This window comes from uncultured Helicobacter sp., from assembly GCF_910577135.1.
In the GTDB taxonomy this organism is placed as follows: Bacteria; Campylobacterota; Campylobacteria; order Campylobacterales; family Helicobacteraceae; genus Helicobacter_C; species Helicobacter_C mastomyrinus.
This window is the reverse complement of the sequence record NZ_CAJTLL010000008.1, coordinates 1-26,732: the sequence shown is the minus strand read 5'-3', so window position 1 is coordinate 26,732 and position 26,732 is coordinate 1. Positions and strand designations below refer to the sequence as shown.

Genomic DNA, 26,732 nt, shown 5'->3' with positions numbered 1-26,732 from the left:
ATACTAGAATTTTCTATAATGGAGATGCGCGATTAAAGAGCGGGGTAAAGCACATAGCTTGATTTTAGACACATTAAATAGCTATGCAGATAAATTTGATAGTATAAAAACTAAATCAAGCAATATGCTTCATTTTAGTTATGATTCTAACACACAGCGGCTTGTCTCTACTCTTAAAGGCAATACCTTTCAAATGCCCTGCCTATAGAGTATGGCGAATATTTTGGGAATCTTGATGTCGTAAATGCAGGGGTGTATCAAGCTGGGATAGATAGCATTGCAGAAAATGCTGCTTTGCCCATTTTTGACAACATTGTAGCAAGATGTCTCATTTAAGGGCTTTGCTACTTATTCATTTAGGCAGAATTTTAATCTCAATACGTAGTTTTATAGTGGGTTAACCGCTCAATCGCGTCTCAATCAGTATTTTGCAAGACTTGGCTTAAGCAATGCAATGGGCGCGGATTATTATTTGATAAACACAAGCCTTACCTTAGTATGGAGTTTTGAGGATGAGGGTATAGGGATTTGATAATATTCTCACAAAAGGGAAGCTTGCTAAGGATAGCGATAAAGAGACTAAGCATAACTGCGTTATGGCTGATTCTATGCCCCTATAATTTAAGTAACGCGTAGTTATAAGCACATCGCTTTTCATAGATTTTTGCGATTCAAAGTCTTATGGAGTTTAAAGATAGACACTTTTTCGCACTGAATGCTACTATCTAATTTAAAGTATTTTAATGATATAAAGCAAAAGTGATTTTGATAGCTTAAAATATGGCAAAGGAGTAAAAATGCAAAAAATCGCTATTCCTTGCGTGATTCTCGCAGGGGGGAAAAGCTCACGTTTGGGTAAGGACAAGACACAGATTCCATTGGGCGGATATTCGCTTAGCCAATGGGTATTTATGCGTTTAAGAGAGATAAGCGATGATGTCTATATCAGCACGAAGCAGCGGGATAAATTTTGCTTTGATGCGCCATTTCTGGTAGAAAAAGACCCCATTTATGCCCCAATCGTGGGTATGATTAATGCTTTTAATACCCTCAAAGCGCAAGAATTGCTTTTCATTAGCGTAGATACGCCATTTATTACTGCTCATACTTTGCATAAAATTGCTACTTCAAGCGCAGCTATCGCGTATGCTAAAAGCACGGATAAGGCGCATTATCTTATTTCAAAATGGCATATCTCCTTGCTTGATGCGCTCCTTTGGGCATATAAGTCTAAAATGTATGCCCTGCACCGCATTATAGAATCCCACCCAAGTGAAGGCATTACTGCCACAGATGAGGAATGCTTCAATATCAACACAATGACAGATTACACACAAGCCTTGCGTGTTTTGGAAACATTGCAAAATAAGGGCTAGGATTAGCAAATGGCAGATGATGAAGAAAAGACTCAAGCCCCGAGTGCCCATAAGATTCAAAAGGCTAGAGAGGAGGGGAATGTAAGCAAGAGTCCAGAACTTGCTGGATTTTTTGTTTTACTTGTGGGCTTGGGGCTGATGTTTTTACTCATACCCTTTTGGGTAGAGGGAGCGCAAAAAATTTTTGTGTATGTGAATACATTAATTATGCTTGATGTAGATCGCCATTTGTTGGGAAATCTTATGCTAAGCATTGTTTTTGAGGTGTTTGTTATGTTAGCACCGATTTTTATTGCACTGATGATTACAGGTGTGATTGCTAATATTGCACAATTTGGGCTTTTGCTTTCCCCTAAAGCTATTAAACCTAAGCTCTCTAAGCTTAATCCTATTAGCGGGATTAAAAATGTTATTTCACTTAAAAAAATGCTTGATGGCTTTATGATTACTCTAAAGGTATTTGTTGCCTTTATTGTAGGATTTACGGTGTTTGTGAGCTTTTTTAACGAATTGCCAAGTGTCTCTATGTCAGGGCTTTATTCGCAGATTCTGTGGTTTAGACAAAAGGCATTGATTCTCATTGGTGTATTGCTGATTTTATTTTTTGTGATGGCAACAAGTGACTATCTTATCAAAAGGTATCAATATACCAAAAGCCTGAGAATGAGTATTAGAGAAGTTAAGGATGAGTATAAGCAATATGAGCAAAGCCCAGAGATTAAGGCAAAGATTCGCAAAATGCAGCAAAAACTCGCACAAAGTCGTATGATGCAAGAAATTCCCACCGCTTCAGTGGTGATTACTAACCCTACACATTATGCGGTGGCATTGCGATACGGAGAAGAAGAGCTAAAACTAGGCAAAGCCCCTGTGCTTGTAGCAAAAGGTATAGATGAACTCGCTATACGCATTAAAAGCATCGCTAGGGAATATGGTATTAGAATTATTGAGAATCCACCTCTTGCACGAGCTATTTATCGGCAATTAGATTTAAATCAAAGCATTCCGCCTGAACTTTTTGGCGCAGTCGTGCAGGTATTGGGCGAAGTGGCGTATCTTGATGCGTTAGAGGGTAAAGAGGGCTTAAGCAAAATACTTCAGGCAGCAAACGATAAAGCTTCATCACGCGCATAGGACTTTTAAGCATTTTGGTGTATAAGGGAGTGATTTGTGCTATAATTGAGGGCTATTTTTTGCTTAAATAAGGTTTTTGCTATGGATAATAAGCGATTAATCGTAGTGAGTGTAGGTATAGTCATACTTATAGTTGTAGGTATCATTGCTTTTAGTTCAATTATGTTTGAGACAAAAGCCCCACAGTTTAGCAATCAAGTGCCTACGCATTGGAATCTCAATGATGAAATCTTTGTAGAATTTAGCGATGAGAGCGGTATTCGCGATTATCGCGTGCAAATGGTTTTTGATGGAGAGATATTGAGCGACCAAAAAGAAATAGTCTTAAATAAGCCAAAAACGATTAGAATCCCGCTTCCTAAGTCTTCTACTCCTCTTAAAAATGGCACGTCTATTCAGTATAAGATTTCTGTAACCGATTGGAGCAATGCACATTTTTTTAGCGGCAATACAGCCAATATTGAATTGAGCTTAGTCGTTGATACTACTGCTCCTGTGGTAAAAAATATCGCCTCATCGGGTCAAATTGTGCGTGGAGGCAGTGCTGTAGTAGCTGTGCAAGCCAAAGATATGGCATTAGATAATGTGTATATCAGTAATGGGACAGATAATTTTAAACTCTTTTCATATCTCAATAATGATATTTATGTGGGAATCATTGCTTGGCCATTAAAAAATAAATTTTTTAGCGCACAGGTTGTTGCTAAAGACAAGGCGGGAAATATTACTAAATATAATTTACCTATCGCGCGCAATATAAATGCTCCCTATTATCGCTCTAATATCGCTATTAAAGAGGATTTTCTCAATGGCAAACTCAATGAACTCCTCGCACAAATCAATCAAAAGCATTTAAAGCCTTTTGAAAACAATGTAGAACGATTTGTATTTTTTAATGAAACCATCAGGCAAGAAGATGAGAGTAGAATCTTAAAGGCGTGTAGTGATTTAAATTCAAATATTAGCTTCGCAGAGGATTTTCACGCATTTATGCCACTTAAAGGCTCAAAGGTGGTGGGTAATTTTGGCGATTATCGCACCTATTTTTTAAATAAAGAAAAAATCAGTGAAGCGGTGCATTTAGGCATAGATGTGGCAAGTGTGAAAAATGCGCCCATTATTGCAAGCAATAAGGGAGTGGTGCTTTTAAAAAGTCATTTAGGACTTTATGGCAATACCTTGCTGCTGTATCACGGCTTTGGTGTATCCTCGATTTACTCACATATGCAGGAGAGCTATGTGGAGGTGAGCGATGAAGTGAGTGTGGGACAGGAACTTGGCAAGACAGGGCAGACAGGCTGGGCGTTTGGAGACCATTTACATTTTGGAATCTTGGTACAAGGGCATTTTGTGCGCTTGAATGAATGGTTTGACCAAAGGTGGATTGATGATAATGTTATTAATGTGCTTAAGAAAGCGCAAGATTTTGCTAAGAATACGCCTTAATCTATACCAAAAAGTAAAGTGATGATAAAGACGCGTCAGCATACCATAAGGCTATTTGAATTTGAAGAAAATGTTGATAGTGAGGAATGTATCATTTTTATTGAGAAGCATTTGCCCCTTTTGCAGCACCATATCCTTGGCTTTAGAGGTGAGATAAGTGAAAAATTATCGACTTTTTTACAAACGCATAATTTGAGCTTCGCACTCTTGAGTGGCACAATACATACATATTCTGCAAAATTCCGCTCTGCTGGTACGAATGCGCTTCAAACAAAACATAAAGCAGAGGAAAAACTCCCAAAAGATGAGCCACAAAATTTGTCCCGCACACTTTGGGTAAAAAAAGTCGTGCGAAGCGGAGAGGAGATAGCTCATAGGGGCGATGTGGTGATAGAATCTCAAGTCAATAGTGGCGCACATATTTTCGCCGAGGGGAATTTATTTCTGCTCGGAGAGTGTAGTGGGAGCATAGAGGCAAGGGGGGAATTTATCATTTGTAAGAAGATTTTTGCCCCTGCTATTTTGTTTCAAGATATACTGCTTGACGCAGAGATTTTACAGAAAATTAACCAAAGTAGCGCATTATTCAAGATAATTTTTAAAAAAGACGATAATGTGGCGATAAAGGATTTGAAATGAAGCAAAAGACGATTGAAAAGCGAGTTGAAATTGTGGGGATTGGGCTGCATAAGGGTGTGCCGGTAAAAATGATTCTTGAGCCTTTGGAAGCAAATAGCGGGATTGTATTTTATCGCAGTGATTTGGGCGTAAGCATTGAACTCAAGCCTGAAAATGTGGTAGATACGACAATGGCAACCGTGCTTGGCAAGGGCAAAGTGCGGGTTTCCACTATCGAACATTTTTTATCTGCAATCGCAGCCTATGGGATTGATAATTTAAGAATCTGCCTTGATAATGAAGAAGTACCTATTATGGACGGAAGTGCGATAGGCTATTGTATGCTCCTTGAGGAGGCGGGGATTTGTGTGCAAAATGCAAATAAAAAGGCTATTGCTATTAGAAAGCCTATCGAGATTGTAGAAGCGCAAAAGTTTGTCCGCGTAGAGCCAAGCGAAAAGATGATTTTTGACTTTAGCATCGATTTTGACCACCCCGCTATCCGCAATCAGCAGTATAAATTTACTTTTTCTACAAAGGCTTACAAGGAGGAAATCGCACGGGCTAGAACTTTTGGTTTTTTGCACGAGGTGAATTATTTGCGCTCTAAAGGCTTGGCAAAGGGCGGGGATTTGAGTAATTGTATCGTGCTTGATGAAAGTGGGATTTTGAATAAAGAGGGGTTGCGTTATAAAGAGGAGTTTGTGCGGCATAAGATTTTGGATGCCATTGGCGATATGGCATTGCTTGGTATGCCACTGCTTGGGACATATATATCTTTTGCAGGAAGCCACAAGCTCAATCACTTCCTTACTAAACAGCTTTTAAGCGATGAAAAAGCCTATGAAATTATTAATCTTGAAGATAAGGCAGAGGAGGAAAACCTCGAATACGCTTATGAGACACATTGATATTGTTCTAGTGAGTGTGAATAGCCCTATATTGTGCGGCTTGTATGAAAATAATATATTATTTGAATCTCTGCAAAGTGATGAGCCTCTTCTCATAGGGCTACCTCGCCTTTTTGAATCTTTGCTCCCCACCGCAGAGCAAAACCCTGCCTATAAAGATACAAAAATAGAATCTATCTATTATGCTAATGGTCCGGGGAGCTTTAGCGCATTGAAGCTTATACATATTTTTCTGCATACATTGCAAAGTATATATAAAATAGGGCTTTTTGCCACTTCGAGCTTTTATTTTACACAAAGTGCATATATCAAAGCTTTTGGGACAAGTTATTTTTATATCAATCCCCAAGGTGAAATCGCTCTCAAACAAAACTTAGAATCTCAACCTCAAGAGATAGAATTTGCTCTCCCTCAAATACTTGATACATCTGCTTTTACCGCCTTCACACAGCCACTTTATATATTGCCTCCAGTATAGGCAATATAAACTTTTCAAAATAAATAGAATGAAACAAAAAGAATTTTGTATCCTTAATATTTTGGGAGGTGCATTAGATTTGGGTTTTGAGAAAACTCCGCTAATGCTTATTTTTTAAGATTATCCACTTTTCACTTAGGGGGTAAAGCTCTTTGATGGATTGTTTCCCCACACTTTTGGGTATTTAAGATAAGATGTGCCAACTTTTCATCATCTTGTATTTTTGATTTAAAGACTAAAATCTAGCCTTGCATTCTTTTCTCACGTAAAGCTTTGTTTGCATTGCTTCTATTGCTTGTTTAAATTTAGCATAATAATGTAAAATGCCACAAATTATTCGTTGTTAAGGAGCAACTATGGGAATTGAAAAATTTAAATTATTTGTTGATGAGTATCAAAAGAAGGCAGATTATAAAGCACCTTTGGGCTTTGGTATTGCGCGGGTGGAGATTGGCAAAAAATCTAAGGCTGTGCTGTGTGCGACTTATCCCACTCTTAACTGGCAAGGGGAGAATCTGGGCACCTATGCCGTGCTGTGTGAAAGCGCACAGGAGGCGGAGCTCATAGCGCAAAGTGAAAATGAAGCGGTATATGGGATTACAAATGCGTTTGTAGCAAAGGCATTGGAGTTATATGCGCCATTTTTAAGCGAGGCGTTGGGAGATTCGCAAACACATAAAAATATTCAAGTGATTTTAGAGCTTAAAAAACAAATGGAAAAGGGCAAACTCAAAACAAAAGGTGGTAGAAGCCGCTATCGCTTTTGTATTCTCTATAAAGACACAAAATGCGAGAGTGTGGAATCTGCTTATCTCAAGCTTTTGGCTCTCTCTTTGGGTAAAGCCCCTTTGCGTTCCTTGCAGCTTGATGGAATCTTTGGATTATTGCAAAATGTCGCGTGGAGCGGGAATAAGCCCTATGAGCTTGATTGGTTACGAGAAAATGAAGTGCGGCTAAAGATGGAGGGGGAGTTCCCGCATATTGACTTTGTGGATAAATTTCCGCGATACCTTATGCAAGTCATTCCACAATATGATAATATCCGCCTTTTAGATGCTGCAAAAACGCGATTTGGCGCATATCTAGGCACAGGTGGCTATACGCAAATGCCCGGGGCAAGTTATGTGAATTTTAACGCAGGGGCGCTTGGGGCTTGTATGAATGAGGGACGTATTAGCTCAAGCGTGATTGTGGGTGAAGGCACAGATATAGGCGGCGGTGCAAGTATTTTGGGTGTGTTAAGCGGGGGAAATAGTGAGCCTATTAGCATTGGTAAAAACTGCCTTCTGGGTGTGAATAGCGCAACAGGCATTAGCTTGGGTGATGGGTGTATTGTCGATGGGGGGATTGCAGTGCTAGCTGGCGGGGTGTTTTATATCAATGAAGAGGAAGCGCGTAAAATTGCTGAAATCAATGATACCTTTGTGATTAAAGAAAGCAATCTCTATAAGGGCAAAGAACTCTCGGGTAAACACGGCATTCACTTCCGCTGCGATAGTCAAAGCGGCAAGATGATAGCCTTTAGAAGCAATCGTAAAATAGAGCTTAATGCGGCTTTGCATTAAATAATAGAGTAAGGTGGCATTGTTTTTGCTTTTGCAGTTGGTAGCTATGAGGCAAATTTACTATGAGAGGATAGAGAATGAAAATAATTCTTCGGCTTGGGTGGGCGATGGTATGTATTGTGGCAATTGCCTTTCCAGAACCACAAGAGAGCGAGGGGAGTATCTCTAGTGAATCTCCTGAGGCATCTAATACATCTCAACCTTTAGAAGAATCTACTCCGCAAACTGCACAATCTCCACAAAGCCCACCTGTTTCATCAAATTCAAATAGTGTTCCCTCTGGGCTTTTAGGTGCTACGCCTCTTACACCGGCAAATCAAATCGGGGGCGCACCTATTGATGATATGTTTGAAAATGTTGAACAGTCCAATACAACGCTTAAGGCAGCTATGAGCTTTGCAAAAGATGGTGATTATGAAAGTGCATTAGGGCTTTTTACACAATCGTGTGAGCAGGGTAATGCAGCAGGGTGCTTTGGCACTGGGCTTATTTATATGTATGGAGCAAATACGGGTGTGCCTGAGCCACAAAAGGCTGCGAATTACTATTATAAGGCTTGTGTGGGTGGCGATGCTGTAGCTTGTGCGAATCTTGCTATGGCGTATGATAACGGACAAGGTGTTAAAGAAGATAAGAATCAAGCCGCCCAACTCTATGAAGTGGCGTGTCAGGGAGGAGATTCTCTAGGCTGCACAAATATTGGCTGGATGTATGCTAATGGCGTAGGTGTGAAAAAGGATTATCAAAAGGCTTTGGCTTACTATAATAGCGCGTGTCAGTTAGGGAGCGATTTGGGCTGTTATAATTTAGGCTTGATGAGCAATACCTATAACATTTATGGTATGACGAAAGATTCGATGAGTTATGTTGAGATGAATTATGTTGCCTGCAAGCAAGGTGATATTGTAGGTTGTGGGAATCTAGGTTGGATGTATGCCACAGGCTCAAGCGGTGCGGAGAAAAGCTACTATAATGCGGCAAAATACTTTACTATCGCGTGTGATAGCGGACATTTGCAAAGCTGTAACAATCTAGGGGTGCTTTATGATGGAGGATTTGGCGTAAGGCAGGATAAACGCAAGGCAATAGAGCTATTTGGGTTAGCTTGTGATTATGGCATTGAATCTGGCTGCCATAACTATTCACTGATGAAAACTAGAGGAAGCGTAAGCAGTGCAGGGAATGTATTTTCTGGCTTAAAATAATGCGTCTTAATCAATATATCGCACATCATAGCAGTTATTCGCGCAGAGAAGCCGATAGACTCATCAGTGAGGGACGTGTGAGAGTAGGGAGAGTGAAGGCGACATTACACTCTGTACTAAAAGCGGGGGAGAGCGTGTTTATCGATGGTAAAAAGCTTATGCCAAAGGAGCATTTTACCTGCATTGTCTATCATAAGCCTAAGGGTGAGCTAGTAAGCAAGAGTGATAATCGCAATAGGCGCGTCATATATGAGAGTTTGGGAGAGAAGTTCAGGCATTTTATTTATGTGGGGCGGCTAGATTTTGTAAGTGAGGGACTACTCATTCTTACAGATAGCACTCCTGTGGCAAAAGCACTTATGGAATCATCTTTAGAACGTGGCTACATACTTAAACTTAATGGGGCTATTACAGAATCTATCATTAAGGCAATGGAAGAGGGCTTAGAATGTGAAGACGCACGTGCAGGAGGGCATAGTAAGAGCGATATTGTGAGTATGAATTTTGCCTCCTTTGCCTCATACCAAATACTTAAAAATGATAAAAAATACAGCAAACTCAAGGTAAGCATTACAGAGGGAAAAAATCGTGAGTTAAGACGGTTTTTTGGCGCATTTGGACTGAAAGTTTTGGATTTAAGACGCATAAGTTATGGCTTTGTGCATTTAAACGCCCTGCCTTGTGGGAAAAAGAGATTTTTTACTAAAGATGAATATAAGCAACTTCATCTTTTTTTGCAAACATATGGTGATATAGAGCAAAATAATACAGGCAAAACTCTTTTAGAGTAGGGTGTTGAACAAAAACTAAGGAAAATCATTGTGAAAGGTTACATCTATCTTTTCATTCTATGTGCGGTATACTCCCATGCTGTGCCTAAAAATATGAATGCCTTGCGGGAGATGTATCTCCTGCCCCCATCACAATGGCAAAAGCCTCATATTGATAAGGGCGTAGAATGGCAAGAGCTTGCCCCCTTGCCAGAATCTCCACCCTATCCAGATTCTAATCCCTATTCTAAAGCAAAAGTAGAGCTAGGCAAAATGCTTTTTGATGAGCCTAAGCTTTCGTTTTCTAATCAAATCGCTTGCGCCTCTTGCCACGATAGAGAATTTGGCTTTGGTGATGGGAGGAGGGTAAGCTATGGGCATAATCGTCAATTAGGACATCGTAATGCCCCAAGCGTAGTAATGTCTGCCTTTAGCACGGAGCAATTTTGGGATGGCAGAGCAGAAAGTCTAGAATCCCAAGCCCTTTTCCCCATAGCTGACCCTAAGGAAATGGCTTACACGCCACAATCTGCAGCGAAAAAAATCGCTAAAATTCCCGCCTATAAAGAGAAATTCAAAGAAGCCTTTGGCAGTGTTAAAATCACTCCCGAGCTTATGGCGCAAGCCATAGCCACTTATGAACGTTCCCTTGTGCCTAACCCTACGCGATTTGATAGATTCTTAAAAGGTAAAAAGGACGCCCTCACGGACAAAGAAGTGTGGGGATTGCACCTTTTCCGCACAAAAGGGCGATGTATGAATTGCTATAGCGGCGTGGCTCTAAGTGATGGGAAATATCATAATTTAGGATTGCATTTTATTGGGCGTAAATATGAGGATTTAGGCAGATATGAAGTAACGGGTAATCCTGATGATATAGGTAGGTTTAAAACCCCTTCCTTGCGCCATATCTCAAAAACCGCGCCCTATATGCACAATGGGCTTTTTCCGCATTTATCAGGTGTGCTAAATGCTTACAATGCAGGAATGTTTCACCCAAGCCCTCCTAAACCAGGGCAAGAGAACACAAAAGCGGCAAGAGAGTTACCCTTTCCCGGCACAGATTCGCTTCTGCAAAAACTTCATCTTACCAATGAGGAGCTTGAAGCCCTTGAGGCATTCTTAAAAACATTGTAGAATCTTAGACACGCAAGTGAAATAAGCATGATATGTTTTAAAATGTGGGTAGATATAGGGCTAAAGTTGCTTACAAATATGTTTTCCCTTTACATCAAATCATATAGAACCAAAAGCACCACTTTATCAATATGCGATGAAAGAGATTTATGCTTTGCGCAAAAATATTTAGCCGCCCTCTTGCAAAAGATTCTATATTGCCGTGCTGTTGTGCTTGTGGGAATGCCTATCGCTGCTTAGTTTGGTTTTAGTTCTTGTGTAGTGAGAAATGTGAATACCAAATATTAATATGTCTTTTTGATTTTTGTGCGGTATTGCTCCCTTATGTCATAGAGTGAGATTCTATTCTTACGCTGCACTTCCCAATACATAAAGCCATTGAGCCTTTTTACTTTTGCTTGCTTTAATTTTGCCGCAAGTGTGTGAATATCATAACTTTGCCCTTCAAAGATAGCCTTTCCATCGCTTTGCAGTTGCGCACAAAAGGGCGTATTTTTCAAATACAGCTTTTCATTAGATTCTAAAAATCCAGCTTCTATAAGTGTCTCTAAGCTTACTTTCAAGGGCTTTTTATCAAAACTTGCCTTTGCTATATCGCTCTCCTCAAATATGATAGAATCTAGCCGCTTTTTAGCATATTGTATATAATCAGCATTTTTCTCAATGGTAATAAAATTTCGCCCTAGCCTTTTTGCCACCGCCGCAGTAGTGCATGTCCCCCCAAATGGGTCGCACACCACATCGCCTAGACTAGAGTTTATGGCGATGATTCTATATAAGAGCGCTTCGGGCTTTTGCGTGTTGTGTAGCTTTTCTCCATTCATATCTTTAAGTCGCTCATTTCCCGTACACACAGGCAGCCTCCACACGCTTCCTAGTTGCTTTCTCTGTCCCTTTTCAAAGCCTACAATCTCATTGTTTAGCTCTTTAGCTGTTTTATAATGAAATGTGTATTTGCTTTTTTTATCCTTTGCCGCCCAAATGAGGCTCTCGTGGGAGTTATTGAGTCTCGTGCCTAGAAAATTGGGCGTGGGATTGCTTTTGTGCCAAATTACATCATTGATAAACCAAAAGCCCAAATCCTGCATAATCGCCCCAATCGTGTAAATACACTGATGTGAACCTATCACCCAAATGCTGCCATTAGGCTTTAAAATCCGCTTTGCCTCTTTGAGCCAAATGTAGCTAAATGCTTTGTAGGCTTCATTATCGCTAAACTTATCCCAAGCATCATCACAGCCGCTGAATGCACTTCCCTCTGGACGATTTAAGACTCCTTCCGTGCGCATAAAATAGGGTGGGTCGGCAAATATTACATCTATGCTAGAATCTGCAATTTGGGGTAAAATCTCAAGGCAATCGCCCTGTGTGATTGTATTGAGTGCTAAAGTAGTTTTCATTAAAGTCCTTTTAGGTTGAGGTTTGTAGGGAAAAGTTCTTCACGTAATTAATCAGTGCGAGAAGAAAGCAAGTTTTTAATCAAAGTTAGATTATTGTGTTTGATTTGCAAAAGTGCTGTTTTTATTTCACTGCTTGTATCAAAATCAGGAACGTTTAGTATCTCCTTACTTCTTTCCTGCTTATGCTTTTTAAGATAACGAACAATTTCATCCCAAATATCAGTTCTTTCAAAAAATATTTTAAAAGGCTCTCTGCCATAAAAAATATATAGCTCCACCATATCATCAGTGTTGTTGTCAATTTGTTCGTTATAAAATTTTTTACTCTTTTTAAGACTTTCATCACTAAACCACATACAAGCTTTTATTTTCTGTTGTGGAAAATTTTGCTTTAGACATTTGATTTTTTTAATTAAATTGCTATACTGCTCTCTTTTTTTCGTGCTATCGTGGTCATCTCTAATTTTTTGTTCTATTAGATAAATATTGTCATCTTTTTTGAATGCTTGGTCGGCATTTAAATGATTATTGTCCTCATCTATTCCTATATTCTTATTTAGATCCTCATAACCCATCATTGCAATATATTCAGTTAAGATTTCTTCTATAAAATCTCCAAATTTAATTTCGCAACTTTGTGTTGTATTTTGTATAAGTTTTGTCTTTGCATTTGTGATTCTAAAAATACCGGTGTATCGTTTTGGATTATTTAAGACTGTGAGTAAAATTTCATAATGTAAGTCTTTACCAAAAATGCGGTTATTAAGTTTATTTGCAAAATGCTCATAAGTCATTTATAATTCCTTTTTTCTCATATATGATTCGCATTTTCGCACACCTATTGTAACTTATTTTGTATAATTGTGCTTTTATCTCATAATCACTATGGAAATAATAAATGCTTATAGATTCATTTAATAGAAAAATCGATTATATGCGTATATCAGTTACTAAAGAATGTAATTTCCGCTGTCAGTATTGTATGCCCGATACGCCCTTTGATAAGGTGATGTGCGATGAATTGCCACTTGATAAAATGCTAGAATTTATCAAAATCGCCATTGATAATGGTATTAAAAAAATCCGCATTACCGGTGGTGAGCCGCTGCTAAGGAAGGATTTATGCGATTTTTTAGCACATATTTATGCCTATGCGCCGCATATTGAAATTACCCTTACAAGCAATGCCTTTTTTCTCGCAAAATATGCTCAAAGCCTTAAAAATGCGGGGCTTTCACGCATTAATATTTCACTAGATTCTCTCAAAGCAGAGCGGATAAAAGTTATTTCTCAACGCGATGGATTAGAGCAGATTTTTAAAGGTATTTTTGCGGCTAAGGAATGCGGTTTGGGTATCAAGCTCAATATGGTGCCGCTGAAAGGCATTAATGATGATGAGATTATCGATATGCTGCATTTTGCCTACACACACGGCTTTGGCATACGATTTATTGAATTTATGGAGAATATCCACGCCAAAGATGGTTTAAAGGGCTTAAGAAATGCGGAGATTCTGCAGATTATCAATGCTCACTATCTCACACAGGTGGAGAAAAGCGATTGCTTTGGTCCGGCAAAGCTTTATAGCATTACTGCAAAATCTTTTGCCCCCCATCAGGAAAAACCTTTTATCTTTGGGATTATCTCGCCGCACGAAGATGATTTTTGCTCTACTTGTAATCGTATCCGCTTGACAAGTGATGGCGTGATTTGCCCGTGTTTGTATTACCAAGAAAGTATCTCACTTAAAGATGCCATACTCAAAGGGGATAAAGCCCAAATGCGTGAACTTCTGCGCCTTGCGATAAAAAACAAGCCCGAAAAAAATCAATGGGAGAGCGAAATGTCAAAGGAGCGGCATTCCACACGTGCATTCTACTATACCGGCGGGTAGCAAGCCATAATGTGTTGTTTTAGAATCTACAATTTTTGTGCTTTTTGCACCTCTGTGAATGTTTCAAACACATCACCTACTTTAATATCATTATAATTTTCTAACATAATGCCGCATTCGTAGCCTTTTGAAACCTCTTTCGCATCATCTTTAAAACGTTTGAGCGAAGCGATAGCCCCCGTATGCACCACTACGCCTTCACGTATGAGCCGCACCTTAATGCCTCTTTGAATACTTCCATCAATCACCATACACCCGGCAATTGTACCTACTTTAGGAATATTAAATGTCTCACGCACTTCAGCCTGTCCAGTGTTTTCCTCCTCAATCACAGGTGACATAAGCCCCCCGAGCAATGCTTTAATATCATCAAGCAAATTATAAATGATAGAATAGGTTTTAATCTCCACGTCAAGCTCTTTTGCCCTTGCTTTGACATTGCCAGTTGGGCGGACATTGAATCCCAAAATCACACTATTATCACTTGTAGCACACAAATCAATATCGCTTTCACTTATGCCGCCCACGCCAAAACCAATAACATTTACTCGCACTTCATCATTGCTTAACTTCTCTACGCTTGCCTTAATCGCCTCTAAACTGCCTTGTGTATCGGCTTTGATAATAAGGGGTAGTGTCTTTAGATTGCCTTGTGCGACCATTTCGCCAAGCTCATCAAACGTAACTTTTGTGCTTTTACTCAATTCTTTTTGACGCAAGTAAAGGGCTCGTTTTTGAGCGTGTTCCCTAGCGATACTATCGCTTTCTACGCTAAGTAGCACCGCCCCAGCTTGTGGCACTAAGGACAATCCGGTAACAACCGCCACACCCGAAGGATATAGCTCATTAATACTTTTACCCCTATCATCAAGCAATGCCCTCACACGTCCAAACGCTGTATCCGCTACGACAGAATCTCCTAGCTTGAGCACACCTTGCTGCATAATAATTGTAGCCACAGGTCCGCGCCCCTTTTCTAAACTCGCCTCAAGCACAATCGCTCTAGCATTGCCCTGCTGTGCTGCCTTTAGCTCTAACACTTCGGCTTGGACAAGGATTGTCTCAAGCAGATGTTCTACTCCATCGCCATTTTTTGCAGAAATAGGGATAAACTCATGTTCCCCGCCCCAATCAATGGGAGTAAATCCAAGCTCCGCACACTCTGCCTTAAGCTTATCGGGATTGGCATTTTCTTTATCCATTTTATTCATGGCGATGATAATTTGCACATTTGCGGCTTTAGCGTGGTTTAACGCCTCAATAGTTTGCTGTTTCACACCATCATCTGCGGCAATCACAATAATGGCAATATCCGTTACCTGTGCCCCACGGCTACGCATTTGCGTAAAGGCTTCGTGTCCGGGTGTATCGATAAAACTAATCTTTTTGCCATTTTTTTCCACCATATACGCTCCGATATGTTGGGTAATGCCCCCAGCTTCACCACTTGCTACACGTGAGTTGCGGATATAATCAAGCAAAGAGGTTTTCCCGTGATCGACATGCCCCATAATCGTAACCACCGGCGGACGCTCAAATTGGGGCAAATCCTCAAGGAGACTCGATTCTAAAATCTCGCTTGTTTGTGTATCCTGTATGGATATTTCAAGTTCAAACTCATCGGCAAGAATTTCAATAGCGTCCCTGTCTAAAAAGTCATTTTTTGTTGCCATTACACCGAGATTGAAAAGCACTTTAATTACATCTTTGAGTTCTGCTTTAATCAGCTCAGCGAACTCATACACGCGGATTTCTTCAGGGATAGAAATGGGACCTTTGATTTTATCCTCATTTTTTGGCACTTTGATAGGCTTGCGTCTTCTGCCCCCACGTTTAATGCTTCCTTCATTCATCCACGGATTCTTACGATGGATATGCACCCGCTCGGTGATGGCTTGGCGGATTTGATTTTCTTCCTCCTCATCGCGCACTTGTGTTTCATTCAAGTCAAAAAGCATAATTTCATCTTGCTCATCATCATAATCAAAGGCAATTTCTCTATCATCAAGTATGTGCATTTTTTGGTCAGTATGTTTGTGTGCGACTTTAGATTTGGGCTTGTCTCTTTTGGGTTTTTTTGGCGATTCATTAGCACTTTCTGCTAGAAGTTCTTTGTAGCTTAGAGTTTGCTTCTTGCTTTCTTCTTTTTTAGATTCTGTAATTTTAGGCTCTTGCTCTTTGTTTTTCCTTACAATGCGCAATCCTTTTTTGGGTTCAATAGGTGCAATTTGCTTCACATCTTCTGTAATGGCTTCTTGCTCTGTATTTTCAGGCGCTTCTTGGCTTGTTTCTTCTTTTGAATTTTCCGCCTTCGCTTTTTTGGTTTCTTTTTTAGCTTTGCTTTCTGTGGAAGCTTTCTTAGATTTTTTACCCTCAAGCTTTAAATCTGCCGTATCTTGTGTGGCTTGTATGTTTGGATTTACACCTGTGGTAAGATATTCATAAAGTATACTTGCTTCTTCTTCTGTAATCGAGCTTGATGTGGACTTTACATTTAGCCCTATGGCTTTAGCTTGCTCGAAAGCATAGCTTGCATTTTTGCCAAATTCTTTTCCTATGTCTGCTAACCTTATCTTAGTTCCCATAGATTCTGTATCTCCTTTAAACGCACAATATGCTCTTGTTTTGGTTTGAGTTTGTTAATTTTAAGAATTATTTGGAGTGTTTTGGGCTGCGTTAAGCATTCCTCACACACATAAAAACTTCGCCCTCTCCCGCTAAACTGACATAGGGAGTAACCATCACTCTGCAGTCTTAGAAGCTCCTTTTGATGAAATCTTTTGCGACATTTGATACACATACGTGTTTGCTTGGGTTGTTTCATAGCATTATACCTAAAGATTCTATGATTCTACTAGCGTTGCGCCTATATTGTCAAATGCTAATGTAAGCACACGGAATTTAGGGAACTGCTCTTGTAAAGTTGCCGTTAACGCTGCACTATCATCAGCATAGCAAATATTTAAAAACGATGAACCACTCCCGGATAGTGTGCTTAGGAGTGCGCCATTTTGCAAAGCTGTCTTTTGGAGATTAAAAAGTATGGGCATATTTTTCATACGCACCTCCTCGTGGAATCTATCCTTGCTCGCTTCTCGTAATAGTTCCCATTTATGCGTGATAAATGCCGCACTTAGCATACAGGCGTGAGAGAGGTTAAATACTGCATCTTTAGTGCTATATTTTTTAGGCAGGGTGCGACGGGAGAGTTTGGTTGAAATAGCTGTATTTGGAATCACTACTACTGCCTTAATATCCGTTGGTAAAGGCGATTGCAAGGTTATAACACGTGATTTATACGCTGCTCTTTTGGGAGACTGGCTATCTAGCATAGCGATGTTAAATCCCCCATAAAGCGCAGGAGTAATATTATCAGGGTGATTTTCATATTTGAGTGCAAGTTGCAATATTTCGGGCTTATTGATGGGCTTTTGCATAATATGATACGCGCTCACAATCGCACCAATAATCACTGCAGAGCTTGAGCCAAGCCCTCGCGATATAGGAATGGCATTATTAAAGCTAAGCTTAAAAGGGCGGATAGGATAGTTATGTAAGGTCAAAATCTCATTAAAAATCTTTATAAACACATTATCCACCCGCAGCTTTGGGCGCTCCCTCCCCTCACCGGAGATATGGATACTGCTTAATCGCGATGGGACAATGCTAAAAGTATTGTGGAGATTCAGTGCTAAACCTAGTGTATCAAAACCCGGTCCAAGATTAGCACTTGTAGCAGGAACGCGAACAATCACTACTCACCTTTATATAAAAATCAAAAATATGATTATAGTGTGTTTTTGATAGATTTTACTTAATTGCAGAAAATAAAAAATGGGGTTTTGCTATCAGTTTGTAAGCAAAAATAAGGCTTTCCCCTTTAAATTGCTAATTTTTTGCGTTAAAAGGGCAAATTAAGATATTTTTTCGTAACTTGTTTTATCCAAAAAGGCAAAAAGAATCTGCGGATTTGCTATAATGCATAATTTCTTATCTCCTTTAAGGATTGCGCGATGAATATCTTGCATAGTATTAATGACTTCAATGAGGCAAAGCAGGTGATTCCCGGTGGGGTTAATTCCCCTGTGAGGGCGTTTGGCTCGGTGGGCGGCACACCGCGATTTATTGCTAGGGGTAAGGGTGCGTATATCTATGATGAAGATGATAATGCCTATATTGACTTCGTGCAAAGCTGGGGACCGTTGATATTTGGGCACGCTGATGAGTTTGTAGAATCTGCGCTGATGTTGGCGATTAAAGATGGGTTAAGCTTTGGTGCGCCTACGCAAAAAGAAACAACCCTAGTAAAGCAAATTATCAGTATGACGCAAAGTATAGAGAAAATGCGCCTTGTCAATTCTGGCACAGAGGCGACAATGAGCGCGTTGCGTCTAGCAAGGGCATATACGCAAAAAGATGATATTATCAAGTTTGAGGGCTGCTACCACGGGCATAGCGATAGTCTGCTGGTGAGTGCGGGAAGCGGCTGTGCTACGTTTGGGAATCCAAGCTCCCCGGGCGTGATACAAGATATATCAAAGCACACTTTAGTGGCGCGATACAATGATATACAATCTGTCCGGGCGTGCTTTGAGACATCGCAAAATGTCGCGTGTGTGATTATCGAGGGGTTGGCTGGGAATATGGGGTTTGTTCCTGCTGATGAGGTATTTATGGAGGAGTTGCGGGCATTATGCGACAAACACAATGCGCTTTTAATCATCGATGAGGTGATGAGTGGCTTTCGAGCAGGGGTAAATGGCGCGATAGGATTCTATAATATCGAGGCAGATTTAGTAACTTATGGCAAGGTTATTGGCGGAGGTATGCCTCTAGCGGCTTTTGGCGGGAGGGCGGATATTATGGATATGCTCTCTCCTGTGGGTGGGGTGTATCAAGCCGGGACTTTAAGCGGCAATCCTATCGCGGTGAGCGCGGGGATAGCGACACTGCGTAAAATTAAAGACAATCCGAATTTATATGAATCGCTTCAAAACCTCGCACAAAGGCTTACCAATGGTTTAAAGAATGCTGCTGCGACACATAATATTCCCTTGCAGGTGGATTATCGGGGTAGTATGTTTGGGTTTTTCTTTAATGATAGGGCGGTGAAAAACTTTGATGATGCTAAAAGGAGCGATACGGCGATGTTTGCTAGATTTCATCAAAAAATGCTAGATAAGGGCGTGTATTTTGCGTGTTCGCAGTTTGAGAGCGGCTTTATCTGCAGCGCGATGAATGAGGAAATGATAGACTTAGTCATTGCAAAGGCACAAGAAGCATTTACTGAAATCGTATATGAATGAGATGAGGCAAACGATGAATCCTAAAGAGAATCTACAAGCAAATCAGCAGGATATAAATGATACAAAGCAAGATGTTGCAAACAAGGCAGAGCAAAAACCAAGGCTAAGTGCGGTGGTGAGCGGAGCAAATGAACTAAGCGTGGGGATTTCTATCGTGGTGGCAGTTTTGCTAGGGATGGGTATAGGCATACTTTTAGAGCGATTAAGTGGCTATAAATGGACATTTTGGCTAGGCGTAGTGTGGGGCGTGGGTGCGGCGATCTTAAATCTCTATCGGGCATATAAAAGAGCGCAAAAAGAAGCCCAGGAATTAGCGCAAAACCCCCGTTATAGCTACAAGCCTGATAGTAAAGATGATGATGAAGATATCTCAAATGGCAGATATTACTAAAATATACTCTATCGGTATAGCCATTGTAACGGGATTAGCGCTTGTAGGTGGGGTTGTAGCTTTTATGCAAGGCGTGGAATCTCTAGCAAGTTTTGAAGTAGGGTTTGTGGGGTTTAATCTTGTGGTGGGTAGCTCTTTTGGTGCGTTACTTAAACGCGTGAGGGCTGAAAAAGCCACACAAGAGGCACAAAGCAATATTATAGAATCTACCCAAGAAGCTAAAGATTCTACAAGCAACGCCGAGCAAAACTCCAAAGCACAGGATAAAGTAACATTTTCTACGCGCTTTATCGTAGGGGCGCAAATGAGCTTGTCCTTTTTGCGTATGATAAGCTATGCGCTTTTTGCCTTTATGATATTTGGGCTGCTCAAATATCAGCTAATGTCTTTGCCAAGTCTTAGTGTGGGCTTAGGCTTAGCGATGATATGCTTTATAAGCTTTGGATTCTATGCTATGGTTAAGACTTCACAAAGGACTAAGCACTTTTTTGGCAAAGTAAGCTGATAAATCTTAAGGTGTATTGTCTGTGGCGATGTTGCGAGGCTATCGTTTAGGTAGCTTTCTAGGCGGCTTTTGTGTGTATCTGTGTATGTATTTAAGAATGCGCTATATCCTTGCATAGAGCATTTATCAAAGAGGTTATCTAAGCTTGTAAAATTGCCATAAGCATATCGCTCATAAGTCTTTTATATATCGTGGATTGTAGGTTGTCTGTTTATCTAGCACATCTGTAATAGCCCTTTGCAAATGAGATGAGCTAGGCTCTTTAGATGTAAGCAAATCATTAGCAATAAGCTCTGCCTCACGATAAGCAATCTGCTCACATACAGAAAGAAATATATCCTGCTGCTTTTGTGTGGGATTATCAATAGATGCAAAGAGTATATAGAGTATATCAAATATAAGAGAAAGCAAAATGGAAAGCATTACCACCGCTATTCATTAAATGTATAGAATCTTATTTAAATGCGCTTAAGAATAGCATTGGTTTTGTAAAGATCTGCTAGCAAATCTTTACAAAACCAATGAGTTTAATGGGTTTGTTGTTGCTGCTTTAAAAGAGCTTTAACTTCAATAATGATTGTCTCATCTTCACTGATGTCAATATACATAAACTCATCGCCGCTTTGCCGCTCTCCACTTAGTAAATCCCCGCTACGGCGGTATTTTAAATCAAGCTCGGCAATGTCAAATCCGCTTAGTGTGCGACAAAAGGCGTTTAGCCGCTCGTTTGTAGGTTGGTGTGTATAAAGATAGCAGTAGCCCTTTAGTCCATTGCGGCTTACTCTCCCACGCAATTGATGTAGGGTGGCTAGTCCTAATCGTTCGGGTGCAACGATTATAATAGTAGAAACTTTTGGCAAGGATATGCCTACTTCAATCAACGTTGTGGCAAGGAGCAGCGTCCCATCACGGGCAAAATCGTTAATAACTTGCGTTTTACTTTTATCTTTACCAAAGGTGTGATAGACATTTGTAAAATGTTTTTGCCAAAAGCCCAAGCCCTCATTCAATGAGAGATAATCCAAGCTCTCACTCTCCTCCACTAAAGGATAAACGATAATGGCTTGATTTCCTTTTGCCACTTCGCTTTGTAAATGCATAAACATCTCCTTAAAATGTGCCTTGTCAATAATCATCGTGCTAATGTCCTTTTTAAAAGGCAAATCCTTAATAACACTCATATCAATAAGACTTGCATTAATCATCGCTAGAGTGCGTGGGATTGGCGTAGCGGAAAATTGTAGCACGTGGGGCTTTGTGTTGTTTTCAGACGGGGTAGATTCTCTAAAAAGGCTTTGCATATCATCATCTTTGCTTTGCCCGATTTTTTCTAGGATATATCGTTGGTTTGTGCCAAAGCGATGCTGCTCATCACTCATCACAAGCGCGAGATTTTCTAATTCAAGCTCACGATGGAGCAGGGCTTGTGTGCCGATAATGAAATGTGATTGTATGGCTTCTTGGGTGGGGACTTTGTGTTTAGCCGTGATAAGGTGGAGGCGTACAAATGGCGGGAGAAACCGCCTTGCTTCCTCATAAAGCTGCTCAGCAAGAATAGTCGTAGGTGCCATAAGAATGCTTGTATGTGGATAGCACATCATCACCGCGCAGAGAATCACCATCGTTTTGCCACAGCCCACATCACCCATAATGAGCCTTTTTGCTGCCACATCTTTGCAAAAATCCGCCTTTATATCCGCGATAGCCTGATTCTGTCCTTGTGTAAGACTAAAGGGTAGTGAATGGATAAATGCGTTTATATCATTCTCACATTTGAATCTTGCGGAAAAATACCGCCTTTTTTTAGAAAAAAGGGCAAGGTGATGATAGATTTCAACAAATTTTAGTGCGTGTAAATACGCAGGAGGAAGCGCATTTTTCTCACTAAAAGCTACGCAAAATGCCGCATTGGGCGTAAAAATCTCATATATTTTTTGTGCAATATGATTGGGAATCCCGCATAAAAGGAGATTCTCAACACTCACAAACGCCTTGCATAGCTCCTGCATAGACTTAGTATTAAGTGCGGTGGTTTTGAAATGGCAGCGAATAGTATTAATCTCTGTAATCACTTTAGGCTGTGTGATGTGGTAGTGGTGATTAAATAATTCAAGCTTACCCATTACATATATATCCTTATCGGGCGCAAATAGTTGCTTATGAAAGGCTTTGGCGTGAAAGATATTCATAAAAAGCGGCTCTTGGTTAAAATCACTCATCGTAGCGTAGATTTTCAAACGGGCTTGGTTGCCAAAACCTAAGGTTTGTATATCTTGAGTATGCACTTTAAAAACACAGTTGCGATTGATAGCAAGGTCTTGAGAGAGGGTAGTATTTGTGTAGGATTTGGGCGTGTGGGTGATGACAAACTGCAATAAAGAGGTAATTTTGAGCTTTTTTAAACGGGCTTGATTGGTGGGGCTAAGACGATTTAGAATCTCATCATACATTCGCGCACTTTCGTACCATATCTAGCACACGATTGGCATAGCCCCATTCATTATCGCACCACGCCATTACGCGCAACATATTCTCACTTACCGCGTAGGTTAAATCCGGCGCGAATACCACGCTATGAGGATTATCGATAAAGTCGCTACTCACGCCCTGCTTGGTATCTATGCCGATAATACCTTTCATTGTGCTTTGACTTGCGTTGATAATAGATTCATTAAGGGCTTTTGCGTGAGCGGGGGCAGAGAGCATAAAGGTAATATCAAGTAGCAAGACATTTGATACAGGCACACGCACACTATGTCCGCCTACTTTGCCCTGCAGTGTGGGGAGGAGGCGGGTAAGGGTATGCGTAGCTCCTGTGCTTGTAGGGATAATATTTTGTGCGGCGGCGCGGGAGCGTCTTTTGTCATTTGGATAGACGCTATCAAGGAGAGATTGCTCGTTAGTATAGCTATGTATGATACAAAAACTCATTGTCTCAATGCCAAAAGATTCATCAATTACCTTGCAGAGTGGGGCTAGGGCATTTGCCGTGCAGGAGGCGTTAGAAAATATAGCCTCGCCATTATATGTATCATCATTCACGCCACACGCAAAAATAGGCATATTATCTGTGGGAGAAGCGCAGAGTATGACATTTTTTATGCCTTTTTGACAATGATGTGCGATAGAGGGAGTATCTAAAAATTGTCCGCTAGATTCTATGACTATATCCGCCCCAAAGACTGCGAAGTCTAATGCTTTAGAATCTTTGTGATTGAGCGTTGCAATGGGCGGCAGATTACTTTGAGTGAAACTAAGCGTGTGGTTTTGATAGGTTGTCCCAAAGGGCAAAGTGCGATGAGTGCTATCGTGCTCTAAAAGATAGCTAAGAATCTCCCAATCATATATATCATTTATGGCGACAATACGGATTTGCTCCTTATATGGCAGTGATGAGCGCACGATGCTCCGTCCAATGCGTCCAAAGCCATTGATAGCAATATTTATCATATTATCCTCTCTGCTGGGTAAAATATTGTGGCAAAACTAGCCCAAAATTGTAGCATATTGCTACAAATGTTTATGTAATTTGCATTAACACATTTGTGATAGGGTGAATATTTTAAGGAAGGTGTAATGGATACTTTTGTAGTGGGAATCATAGGGGTTAGTGTGGCATAAGCAAGGCTTTAGTCCTATGATATGCTAAGGAAGCGACGCATTGATTTATTGTAGGGTGCAATACACAAGCCCTAAGTGAAAGCAAAGCCGAACTTATAGCGTTAAATCCACATTTGCAAATGCAGATTGAGTGCTTTGATGTGGGCGATGAGGCAGCATATAAAAGGTGGTATGAGGAGATATTTCATATATGTATTGATGTGATAATTCTTAATGCGGGTATTGCAATGGGCGAGAAAGAGTGTGTAGAGAGATATTTTGAAATATGTAGCACAAATACTAAGGGTGTTATGTATGGAGCATTTTATGCACTGCAATATTTTCAAAACAAGAGAGATTGAGAGAATACAAGAGGCAAATCTCGTGCCGATAAGCTCCATTGCTGCCTTAATTGCCCTGCCCAATGTGCCAAGTTATAGTGCGTCAAAAAGCTTTGTGAAAAGCTTAGGAGAATCCTTAAGTCTGAAGCAGCAAGATGTGCTTATCACAACCATTTGTCCGGGCTTTATCAAAACGCCTTTGACAGACTATCTTCATCAGGGGATTCCACAAATGAGCGTGCAAAAAGCGAGTAAAAATCCATAAGGCCATTCAAAGAGGTAGGCATTTTTACGCATTTCCTTGCTATTTAGCGTGGGCTGTGAGTTCTATACTCCAGCTATGGCTTAAATGCAAACTACTTGGCAGAGTAAGCTTTAAGGGGCAGTTGTGAGAGTATTTATCGCGTCTCTAATAGCCTCTATAGAGCGTGGCTCAATTAAGCGCTCTCCCACTTCCTTGCCATCTTTATAAAAAATAAGTGTAGGAATCTTGCGAATATTGAGAGTATCTTTAAGCTGCGTTTCTTTATCAAAGCTTACTTTAAAAAACTTGACTTTTTCACTTAATTCTTTATCTAATGTTTCAAGCATAGGGTCAATAAACCTGCAATCCGGACACCAAGAAGCGCTAAAATCCACTACTACATAGCCCTGCTTAATGCTTTCATTAAAGGACGCCGCATCCAAACTAGCTATCATCTTTACTCCTTAAAATAATACATACACTAAGGCATAAGTGCCACACAGAAGTATAATAAACAAAGTTAATGCAAGGGCAAATGTTTTTGCTCCAAAGGAGATGAATTTCTGCCAATCAATCTGCAGCCCTAAAGCCACCATCGCAAAGACGAGAAGCAATTTTGAGGCAAATTGTGTAGATTCTATCACTATTGCGGGAAAGTCAATCACGGAATTACACACTATTACGGCTAGAAAACCTAAAGCAAAGTAAGGAATGTAGAGGGCATTTTGCGCTTTTGCCTGAGAATCTTCGTGGGCTATACGCTCTTGGGCGAGTTTAAACATTATATATGAGATAATCAGCAAAAGTGGCACGAGCAGCACGACACGTGTCATTTTGACGATAAGGGCGACATTTTGAGATTCAGGTGATATGGCAGCAGCCCCTACGACATTAGCGACTTCGTGCAGACTAGCGCCGATGAAAATGCCCCATTGGTAGTCATTGAGCGGTAATAATCCACTATAATACACTACAGGCAGGACTATCATACCACAAAGCCCAAAAATCACAATGAATCCCAATGCCACAGAGCTTTTGCTCGGGTGCGTTTTTAACGTGGATTCTAAGGCAAGGATTGCTGCTGCTCCACACACTGCACTCCCAATCCCCACGAGCATAGCGATTTCATTATCAAGTTTAAGCATTCTGCCTATGACAATAGCACATACAAAGACCACACTCACTACGATGAGAGAGACAAGCAATCCATTTAGCCCAAGTGTAGCGATTTCCCCGAGTGTGATATATGAGCCATAGCAGACAATCCCAGCCCTAAGGAGCTTTTTAGCCCCAAAGGTAATGCCACTTTGTATATCATAGGCTTTTTCAAGGCGCGGATAAAGTGGTGAGAGGGCTGCCCCGAGCAAGATTCCCACAATAAGTGGAGAAAGAAAGGGTGTGAGTATGGCAGAGATAGCCATAGCACACGCACTGATAACGCCCAAAATAAGTAAGCCATAGAGAAAGCCTAAATGTTTATATTTCATTATTGTCCTTATAGCAGTTTGTTTATATATTTTTTCTGTGGTATGCAATGATAGACAAAATGAGTGTGGATTTAGTAAATCAGAGCAGGGAGAAAGAGACAAATAGCGGCTTTAAGTCTTAAGCACCAGGCTTTTATCCTTGTACCCCATTTGAATATACAAATAAAATGAGAATACTAGGATTGCTTCTAACTACACGATATTTCTTTATATTGTTGTCAAAAATTTTCTAGCTATACGACCCATTACTTGCCTTTTATCGAATTTCTAAGTAAGTATATATAGTTCTCTTAAGTGTTTTCAAACAAAGAGAAAACAAACAGAAATGAGAATAGCCAAATAAAAAGATAAAGGCTTCAAATAGTCCTACTTGCGTCGCTTTAAGAGAAAATGAAAGTAAAGGAGGGCAATCGTGGTGGCTCGAGGCGGAATCGAACCACCGACACGGAGATTTTCAGTCTCCTGCTCTACCGACTGAGCTATCGAGCCTTGCATTATGAAATGATAAAAAGAAACGCGGATTATATATTAATACTTTTAAAACTTGGCTTAAGGCTTAAAATGTAGAACTCATTTTCTCGCTGATATAATAGATATAAAAATAAACAATGAATGTTCTTTAGCAAAAAAAGATTTACTCGCCCCTAATCCTTGAAAGATTTTCCTCCTACTAAAAAGGAGCAACCCCACACTTGTGCTTTAGCACTAGCCCATACTTGCACATTTAAGCCTCTCCCCCTTATAGAAAAAGAAAAATTAGAATAGACTAGAGATTCTTGCCTTGATAACTTAAATAAAGTCCTTACGCTCTCTCTATAAATAAAACAAAGAGATTCAATAATGATAGATAGTTAACTCAATAAAGAGTTAAATAAATAAAAGTTTATCCCCCCTAAAACTTCTTCTTATTCACATCATCAAGTA

28 protein-coding genes and 1 tRNA gene are annotated in these 26,732 nt (G+C 40.3%); 18 read left to right on the top strand and 11 right to left on the bottom strand.

Annotation, left to right across the window (positions count from 1 at the left end; translation table 11 throughout):
* Nucleotides 1-58 precede the first annotated feature (58 nt).
* The 12 genes from QZ289_RS05575 (at nucleotide 59) to QZ289_RS05520 (ending at nucleotide 10,880) form a co-directional block, all read left to right on the top strand.
* Nucleotides 59-208 carry a hypothetical protein gene (locus QZ289_RS05575; RefSeq protein WP_295700192.1) on the top strand — a complete coding sequence of 50 codons (150 nt, stop codon included), beginning with the start codon at nucleotides 59-61 and terminating at the stop codon, nucleotides 206-208.
* Nucleotides 209-797: 589 nt separating this feature from the next.
* On the top strand, nucleotides 798-1,376 hold the full coding sequence (mobA, locus tag QZ289_RS05570) for a molybdenum cofactor guanylyltransferase MobA (RefSeq protein ID WP_295700190.1): 579 nt from the start codon (nucleotides 798-800) through the stop codon (nucleotides 1,374-1,376).
* A 9-nt stretch (nucleotides 1,377-1,385) separates the two neighbouring features.
* The gene (gene flhB / locus QZ289_RS05565) at nucleotides 1,386-2,510 is read left to right on the top strand and encodes a flagellar biosynthesis protein FlhB (RefSeq protein WP_295700188.1); all 1,125 of its coding nucleotides are present in this window, start codon (nucleotides 1,386-1,388) and stop codon (nucleotides 2,508-2,510) included.
* An 81-nt stretch (nucleotides 2,511-2,591) separates the two neighbouring features.
* A complete protein-coding gene (locus QZ289_RS05560; RefSeq protein WP_295700187.1) occupies nucleotides 2,592-3,956 on the top strand; it encodes a M23 family metallopeptidase in 1,365 nt (454 codons plus the stop codon).
* Nucleotides 3,957-3,977: 21 nt separating this feature from the next.
* Nucleotides 3,978-4,595: a septum site-determining protein MinC gene (locus QZ289_RS05555; protein WP_295700185.1), complete on the top strand. Its 618-nt coding sequence runs from the start codon at nucleotides 3,978-3,980 to the stop codon at nucleotides 4,593-4,595.
* Entirely contained in the window at nucleotides 4,592-5,485 is an 894-nt protein-coding gene (gene lpxC, locus QZ289_RS05550) for a UDP-3-O-acyl-N-acetylglucosamine deacetylase (protein WP_295700183.1), read from the top strand. Before QZ289_RS05555 ends, lpxC begins: the two co-directional genes overlap by 4 nt.
* Entirely contained in the window at nucleotides 5,472-5,963 is a 492-nt protein-coding gene (locus tag QZ289_RS05545; RefSeq protein WP_295700181.1) for a hypothetical protein, read from the top strand. Before lpxC ends, QZ289_RS05545 begins: the two co-directional genes overlap by 14 nt.
* A gap of 356 nt (nucleotides 5,964-6,319) precedes the next feature.
* Nucleotides 6,320-7,528, top strand: a complete 1,209-nt coding sequence (locus QZ289_RS05540) for a 2,3,4,5-tetrahydropyridine-2,6-carboxylate N-succinyltransferase (protein WP_295700179.1) — start codon at nucleotides 6,320-6,322, stop codon at nucleotides 7,526-7,528.
* Between the two features lie 77 nt (nucleotides 7,529-7,605).
* Nucleotides 7,606-8,733, top strand: a complete 1,128-nt coding sequence (locus QZ289_RS05535) for a tetratricopeptide repeat protein (RefSeq protein WP_295700176.1) — start codon at nucleotides 7,606-7,608, stop codon at nucleotides 8,731-8,733.
* Entirely contained in the window at nucleotides 8,733-9,524 is a 792-nt protein-coding gene (locus QZ289_RS05530; protein ID WP_295700174.1) for a pseudouridine synthase, read from the top strand. The genes QZ289_RS05535 and QZ289_RS05530 overlap by 1 nt, the downstream gene beginning before the upstream one ends.
* A 30-nt stretch (nucleotides 9,525-9,554) precedes the next feature.
* Entirely contained in the window at nucleotides 9,555-10,640 is a 1,086-nt protein-coding gene (locus QZ289_RS05525) for a cytochrome c peroxidase (protein WP_295700172.1), read from the top strand.
* Nucleotides 10,641-10,682: 42 nt separating this feature from the next.
* Nucleotides 10,683-10,880, top strand: a complete 198-nt coding sequence (locus tag QZ289_RS05520) for a hypothetical protein (protein ID WP_295700170.1) — start codon at nucleotides 10,683-10,685, stop codon at nucleotides 10,878-10,880.
* Nucleotides 10,881-10,924: 44 nt separating this feature from the next.
* Here QZ289_RS05520 and QZ289_RS05515 read toward each other — a convergent pair whose 3' ends face one another.
* Complete coding sequence (locus QZ289_RS05515) at nucleotides 10,925-12,040, bottom strand: DNA methyltransferase (RefSeq protein ID WP_295700167.1); 1,116 nt, start codon at nucleotides 12,038-12,040, stop codon at nucleotides 10,925-10,927.
* Nucleotides 12,041-12,087: 47 nt separating this feature from the next.
* Nucleotides 12,088-12,834 (bottom strand): HpyAIV family type II restriction enzyme, encoded by a 747-nt coding sequence (locus QZ289_RS05510; RefSeq protein ID WP_295700166.1) that lies wholly within the window; start codon nucleotides 12,832-12,834, stop codon nucleotides 12,088-12,090.
* Between the two features lie 104 nt (nucleotides 12,835-12,938).
* Between QZ289_RS05510 and moaA the strand changes: the two genes are divergently transcribed.
* Nucleotides 12,939-13,934 carry a GTP 3',8-cyclase MoaA gene (moaA, locus tag QZ289_RS05505; protein ID WP_295700164.1) on the top strand — a complete coding sequence of 332 codons (996 nt, stop codon included), beginning with the start codon at nucleotides 12,939-12,941 and terminating at the stop codon, nucleotides 13,932-13,934.
* Between the two features lie 26 nt (nucleotides 13,935-13,960).
* On the opposite strand, the gene infB is transcribed toward moaA, so the two are convergent.
* Genes infB through thrB form a run of 3 tightly spaced genes read right to left on the bottom strand, consistent with a single transcriptional unit; the run spans nucleotide 13,961 to nucleotide 17,689 of the window.
* The gene (gene infB / locus QZ289_RS05500; RefSeq protein WP_295700162.1) at nucleotides 13,961-16,519 is read right to left on the bottom strand and encodes a translation initiation factor IF-2; all 2,559 of its coding nucleotides are present in this window, start codon (nucleotides 16,517-16,519) and stop codon (nucleotides 13,961-13,963) included.
* Nucleotides 16,504-16,758, bottom strand: a complete 255-nt coding sequence (locus QZ289_RS05495) for a DUF448 domain-containing protein (protein ID WP_295700161.1) — start codon at nucleotides 16,756-16,758, stop codon at nucleotides 16,504-16,506. The genes infB and QZ289_RS05495 overlap by 16 nt, the downstream gene beginning before the upstream one ends.
* 19 nt (nucleotides 16,759-16,777) lie before the next feature.
* Nucleotides 16,778-17,689, bottom strand: a complete 912-nt coding sequence (gene thrB, locus QZ289_RS05490) for a homoserine kinase (protein ID WP_295700158.1) — start codon at nucleotides 17,687-17,689, stop codon at nucleotides 16,778-16,780.
* 258 nt (nucleotides 17,690-17,947) lie between these two features.
* On the opposite strand from thrB, the gene hemL reads away from it, so the two are divergent.
* Genes hemL through QZ289_RS05475 form a run of 3 tightly spaced genes read left to right on the top strand, consistent with a single transcriptional unit; the run spans nucleotide 17,948 to nucleotide 20,136 of the window.
* Complete coding sequence (gene hemL / locus QZ289_RS05485; RefSeq protein WP_295700156.1) at nucleotides 17,948-19,240, top strand: glutamate-1-semialdehyde 2,1-aminomutase; 1,293 nt, start codon at nucleotides 17,948-17,950, stop codon at nucleotides 19,238-19,240.
* A complete protein-coding gene (locus QZ289_RS05480; RefSeq protein WP_295700153.1) occupies nucleotides 19,233-19,631 on the top strand; it encodes an AtpZ/AtpI family protein in 399 nt (132 codons plus the stop codon). The genes hemL and QZ289_RS05480 overlap by 8 nt, the downstream gene beginning before the upstream one ends.
* The gene (locus tag QZ289_RS05475) at nucleotides 19,600-20,136 is read left to right on the top strand and encodes a hypothetical protein (RefSeq protein WP_295700150.1); all 537 of its coding nucleotides are present in this window, start codon (nucleotides 19,600-19,602) and stop codon (nucleotides 20,134-20,136) included. Before QZ289_RS05480 ends, QZ289_RS05475 begins: the two co-directional genes overlap by 32 nt.
* 171 nt (nucleotides 20,137-20,307) lie before the next feature.
* Here QZ289_RS05475 and QZ289_RS05470 read toward each other — a convergent pair whose 3' ends face one another.
* The 3 genes from QZ289_RS05470 to QZ289_RS05460 form a co-directional block, all read right to left on the bottom strand.
* Nucleotides 20,308-20,565: a hypothetical protein gene (locus tag QZ289_RS05470; protein ID WP_295700148.1), complete on the bottom strand. Its 258-nt coding sequence runs from the start codon at nucleotides 20,563-20,565 to the stop codon at nucleotides 20,308-20,310.
* Between the two features lie 98 nt (nucleotides 20,566-20,663).
* Complete coding sequence (gene recG / locus QZ289_RS05465) at nucleotides 20,664-22,586, bottom strand: ATP-dependent DNA helicase RecG (RefSeq protein WP_295700146.1); 1,923 nt, start codon at nucleotides 22,584-22,586, stop codon at nucleotides 20,664-20,666.
* The gene (locus QZ289_RS05460) at nucleotides 22,579-23,586 is read right to left on the bottom strand and encodes a glyceraldehyde 3-phosphate dehydrogenase NAD-binding domain-containing protein (protein WP_295700144.1); all 1,008 of its coding nucleotides are present in this window, start codon (nucleotides 23,584-23,586) and stop codon (nucleotides 22,579-22,581) included. The genes recG and QZ289_RS05460 overlap by 8 nt, the downstream gene beginning before the upstream one ends.
* Before the next feature lie 290 nt (nucleotides 23,587-23,876).
* On the opposite strand from QZ289_RS05460, the gene QZ289_RS05455 reads away from it, so the two are divergent.
* Nucleotides 23,877-24,098 carry a hypothetical protein gene (locus QZ289_RS05455; RefSeq protein WP_295700142.1) on the top strand — a complete coding sequence of 74 codons (222 nt, stop codon included), beginning with the start codon at nucleotides 23,877-23,879 and terminating at the stop codon, nucleotides 24,096-24,098.
* A complete protein-coding gene (locus tag QZ289_RS05450) occupies nucleotides 24,064-24,342 on the top strand; it encodes an SDR family NAD(P)-dependent oxidoreductase (RefSeq protein WP_295700139.1) in 279 nt (92 codons plus the stop codon). Before QZ289_RS05455 ends, QZ289_RS05450 begins: the two co-directional genes overlap by 35 nt.
* Before the next feature lie 110 nt (nucleotides 24,343-24,452).
* Here the strand turns inward: QZ289_RS05450 and QZ289_RS05445 are convergent, their stop codons facing one another.
* The 3 genes from QZ289_RS05445 to QZ289_RS05435 form a co-directional block, all read right to left on the bottom strand.
* Nucleotides 24,453-24,776: a co-chaperone YbbN gene (locus QZ289_RS05445; protein WP_295700136.1), complete on the bottom strand. Its 324-nt coding sequence runs from the start codon at nucleotides 24,774-24,776 to the stop codon at nucleotides 24,453-24,455.
* Nucleotides 24,777-24,785: 9 nt separating this feature from the next.
* Nucleotides 24,786-25,808: a putative sulfate exporter family transporter gene (locus tag QZ289_RS05440; protein WP_295700133.1), complete on the bottom strand. Its 1,023-nt coding sequence runs from the start codon at nucleotides 25,806-25,808 to the stop codon at nucleotides 24,786-24,788.
* 413 nt (nucleotides 25,809-26,221) lie between these two features.
* Nucleotides 26,222-26,297, bottom strand: a tRNA-Phe gene (locus QZ289_RS05435).
* Nucleotides 26,298-26,732 lie beyond the last annotated feature (435 nt).